Origin of the sequence: Dryocola boscaweniae (assembly GCF_025215095.1) — a bacterium.
Classification (GTDB): Bacteria; Pseudomonadota; Gammaproteobacteria; order Enterobacterales; family Enterobacteriaceae; genus Dryocola; species Dryocola boscaweniae.
The window spans coordinates 1-345 of record NZ_JALHAP010000025.1 but is presented as its reverse complement, the minus strand read 5'-3'; the positions used below and the strand labels follow the sequence as shown (position 1 = coordinate 345).

General features: G+C 57.4%; 1 protein-coding gene. It reads left to right on the top strand.

Going from position 1 to position 345, the window contains the following annotated elements; all coding sequences use genetic code 11:
* A partial coding sequence (locus tag MUA00_RS21370) for a hemagglutinin repeat-containing protein (protein WP_271121230.1) occupies nucleotides 1–345 on the top strand: 345 nt, incomplete at both ends.

The following is a 345-nucleotide window of genomic DNA, read 5'->3' as shown; positions in this document are numbered from 1 at the left end:
AAGGAAACAGCTACAAAGCGAAGAAAAAAGTCGAAATTAACGAGTCGGTGCGCCAGCAGGGCACGGAAATCGCCAGCGGCGGCAATACAAAAATTATCGCCGGACGTGACGTGAACAGCGAGGCCGCGCAGGTGACCGCCAGCGGCGATATCGGCGTAGCGGCAGGCCGCGACGTGAACCTGACCACCGCGACGGAAAGCGACTATCACTACAGGGAGGAGACAAAGACCAAAAAAGGGTTCCTCAGCAAAAAGACCACCCACACCATTGAGGAAGACAGCGCCACCCGTGAAGCGGGCACGCTGTTAAGCGGCGATAACGTCACCGTGTCGGCAGGCAATAACC